Origin of the sequence: Ruegeria atlantica (assembly GCF_013033965.1) — a bacterium.
In the GTDB taxonomy this organism is placed as follows: domain Bacteria; phylum Pseudomonadota; class Alphaproteobacteria; order Rhodobacterales; family Rhodobacteraceae; genus Ruegeria; species Ruegeria atlantica_D.
In genome coordinates this window covers 1-2,800 of sequence record NZ_WQFE01000037.1, presented here as the reverse complement: position 1 = coordinate 2,800, position 2,800 = coordinate 1, and the positions used below count along the sequence as shown (strand labels likewise).

General features: G+C 47.2%; 2 protein-coding genes and 2 pseudogenes. All 4 read left to right on the top strand.

Annotated features, from left to right (window positions below; genetic code table 11):
- Positions 1–257 precede the first annotated feature (257 nt).
- The 4 genes and pseudogenes from GOW16_RS22555 to GOW16_RS22540 all read left to right on the top strand — a co-directional run bounded on the left by GOW16_RS22555 (position 258) and on the right by GOW16_RS22540 (position 2,726).
- Positions 258–1,064, top strand: a complete 807-nt coding sequence (locus tag GOW16_RS22555; protein WP_170419803.1) for a helix-turn-helix domain-containing protein — start codon at positions 258–260, stop codon at positions 1,062–1,064.
- Positions 1,065–1,116: 52 nt separating this feature from the next.
- Positions 1,117–1,254, top strand: a pseudogene (locus tag GOW16_RS22550) (IS3 family transposase); the annotation flags it as partial.
- A gap of 74 nt (positions 1,255–1,328) precedes the next feature.
- A pseudogene (locus GOW16_RS22545) lies at positions 1,329–2,349 on the top strand (IS5 family transposase); the annotation flags it as partial.
- A gap of 137 nt (positions 2,350–2,486) precedes the next feature.
- Positions 2,487–2,726: a hypothetical protein gene (locus GOW16_RS22540; RefSeq protein WP_170419799.1), complete on the top strand. Its 240-nt coding sequence runs from the start codon at positions 2,487–2,489 to the stop codon at positions 2,724–2,726.
- Positions 2,727–2,800: the final 74 nt, after the last annotated feature.

Sequence of the window (2,800 nt, the reverse complement as noted above, 5' to 3'; positions counted from 1 at the left end):
GAAACCATCATCCCGATGGATTACAGGCCGATGATGCACCAACAATCAACGTGGACCAGTCAGATGAGGCTGCTCAGTATTCCTCTCGGCCATCGCGCTTGCTGCTCCACTCCTGTTCTGGCTGTAAATCAATGAGTCCGGAACCCAACGAGGACCTCTGCCGACGGCATTCCATAATTCGGAATGCAAAAATCCTCACCACGAAAATAGTGGTGTAGTTTACTTAGGGTAAGATACGACGCAAGAAGTGCAGATAGATGAAGAGTGAGAAAAAAATATTTATCGAGGCTTTGCAGCCAAAATTGAGAGCAGATGAGTCCCCCGCAACCAGTAGAAATAAACCGAAGCTTCTAGAAATTTTCGAAGCTATCCTAAAAAAAGGTCCTATTACTCTCGATGAATTGCATTCGTCGACTTCGTATTCTCGATCAGCAACGTATCGCGCGATTAAACAATTAGAAACCTCCGGCTGGATAAGGCGAGCCTTGAATCGGCATAGCTATATAGCATCGTCGGTCGTTGATAACGCTCTTTCAGTTGGTGCCGTTTCGATGGTTGAGACGGATATTGTAAACCAAATAATATCTAATTTAGGCGTTAAATTCCAAAAAGACTGTATCTTCGAGTTCGGAATATTCATCTCAAAAAAATCATACCGATTAGTTGAGGATAGAAGTGGAATTCTCGTAGATGACAATGAGATATTCCCACTATTTAGCGCTAATGCTTTGACGGGATTCTGCTGTAATCCATCGATCAGGAAAATAACTGATTTCATACAAGCGGACAGAGATTATTCTCATTGGAATAATGTCATTTTGCTTGAAAGAATTAATGAGTGCAGAAAGCAAATAGAAAACACCAAATTTTATGTCTGTCCATTTGACGGCAGTGTTTCAATAGGATTGAAGTTTAACGGAAATATTTATGGGGCGCTATCATTTTCGTGCAAGTCGAGCAACGGCGACATTACAGCCAAGATAAAAGAAGTTGCAAGCCAAGTTGCGGCGGAATTCAATAAATATGATTTGCTAGCAACTATATCACATACTATAGAAATTTGACCTCCCCAACTGAACTGGTCCACTGTTATGCTAAGGAAACGGAGGACCAAGAATGGCAAACAAGAGACCAAAGCCCGAAGAGATTGTCTCGCAGTTACGGCAGGTTGAAGTTCTGATGGGGCAAGGCATGTCCCGCCTTGATGCGATCAGACAGATTGGCGTTGCCGAACAAGCCTATTACCGGTGGCGGCTTTGTTGCACAAATCGGCTGGTGGGATTCACTGTGTGAATCCAGCGTGATAGCTGAGGGGCATGAGCAGTTGATCCCCTACGAAGTACAAGACCAGGAACTGGTCTTCGTACAACACCGCGCTAAAGCAGCGTGGATCACTGTCGATCTGGTTTGATCCCGAGTTCGAATGGGCGCCACCACCAACAGGAAAGCGTGGCCGCCAGTGCTGTTTCAGCGATGCCGCGATCCAAACTTGTGTGACCTTCAAGGTGCTGTTTGGAATGCCGTTGCGACAAACCACCGGCTTTGTACAAAGCCTGTTGCGGCTGGTTGGACTGGACTGGGTTGTGCCGGACTTCAGTACGCTGTGCCGCCGCCAGAAAACGCTAAACGTCAGCCTTCCGTATCGCTGGAGAACCGGCCCTTTAAACCTGTTGATCGATAACACGTGCATCAAGGCTGAGGGTGAAGGCGAGTGGAACGCCCGCAAGCATGGTGGACCCAGACGACGTCTTTGGCGCAAGATCCACATAGGGATTGACGAGGAAACACTGGAAGTTCGCGCGGTCGCAGTCACCAGCAGCAACATCGGTGACGCACCCATACTGCCAGATCTGCTCAATCAAATCCCGCCCGATCAGGACATCAGTTCGGTGACCGCAGATGGGGCCTATGATACACGTAAATGCCATGATTCTATAGCTGCCCGGAATACCCAGGCCGTCATTCCGCCGCGCAAGAACGCCAAGCCGTGGAAACTCACCAGCGCCGGGGCTATCGTTCGGAACCAAGCAGTCAACGCCTCGCAATACCTAGGCCGCGCCATTTGGCAACGGTGGAGTAGATACCACCGCCGAAGCCGCGTCGAGACCAAGATGCATTGTGTGAAGCTATTGGGGTAAAGCCTCATGGCGCAACTTCGAACGACAGGTCGCAGAGATCCAGGTTCGCGTTGCCGTGCTCAATCGCTACACTGCTCTTGGCATACCCGTCACAGAGCCCGTAGGCTACGTCCGGTCAGGGAAAGGGGAAGTGCAATCAAACCCTGATTTGTGCAACAAAGCCGGTCCAGACCTCAAATCCTCTTCATCAGATTCTGAGATCAAATGCTAAATTTGATAGTAAGGGCATTTATGAGGAATGGATCACTGCTCCAAATTGTTAAGGCTTCGATCTATATTCCAATATTGGGAATGGGTGTGTTGAAGATACACTTCAAAAAATGTACCCGATAGAAAAAGAGGTAATTCATGTCGAACGAATCGATTAAAAAAATGCATGATGTAGATAATGGAAGTAATGTTTCTTCTAACAGGATGAGAATTAAGGCAATAGAGGCGAGGAGCAGGGCTTCTGAAGCTAGGAGGGATGCTATGGAGGCTAGAATTTCTGCAATTGAGGCAAGATTAGAGGGGATTGAGGATCAGTTAATGGAGGTAACTGCACTCATTTATGAACTGATTAATAAATCAGGAACAGATACGGTTTAGATTTAATATATAATTTCTTTGAGCAGCCTCATCTGACTGGTCCACGTTGATTGTTAGTGCATCATCGGCCTGTA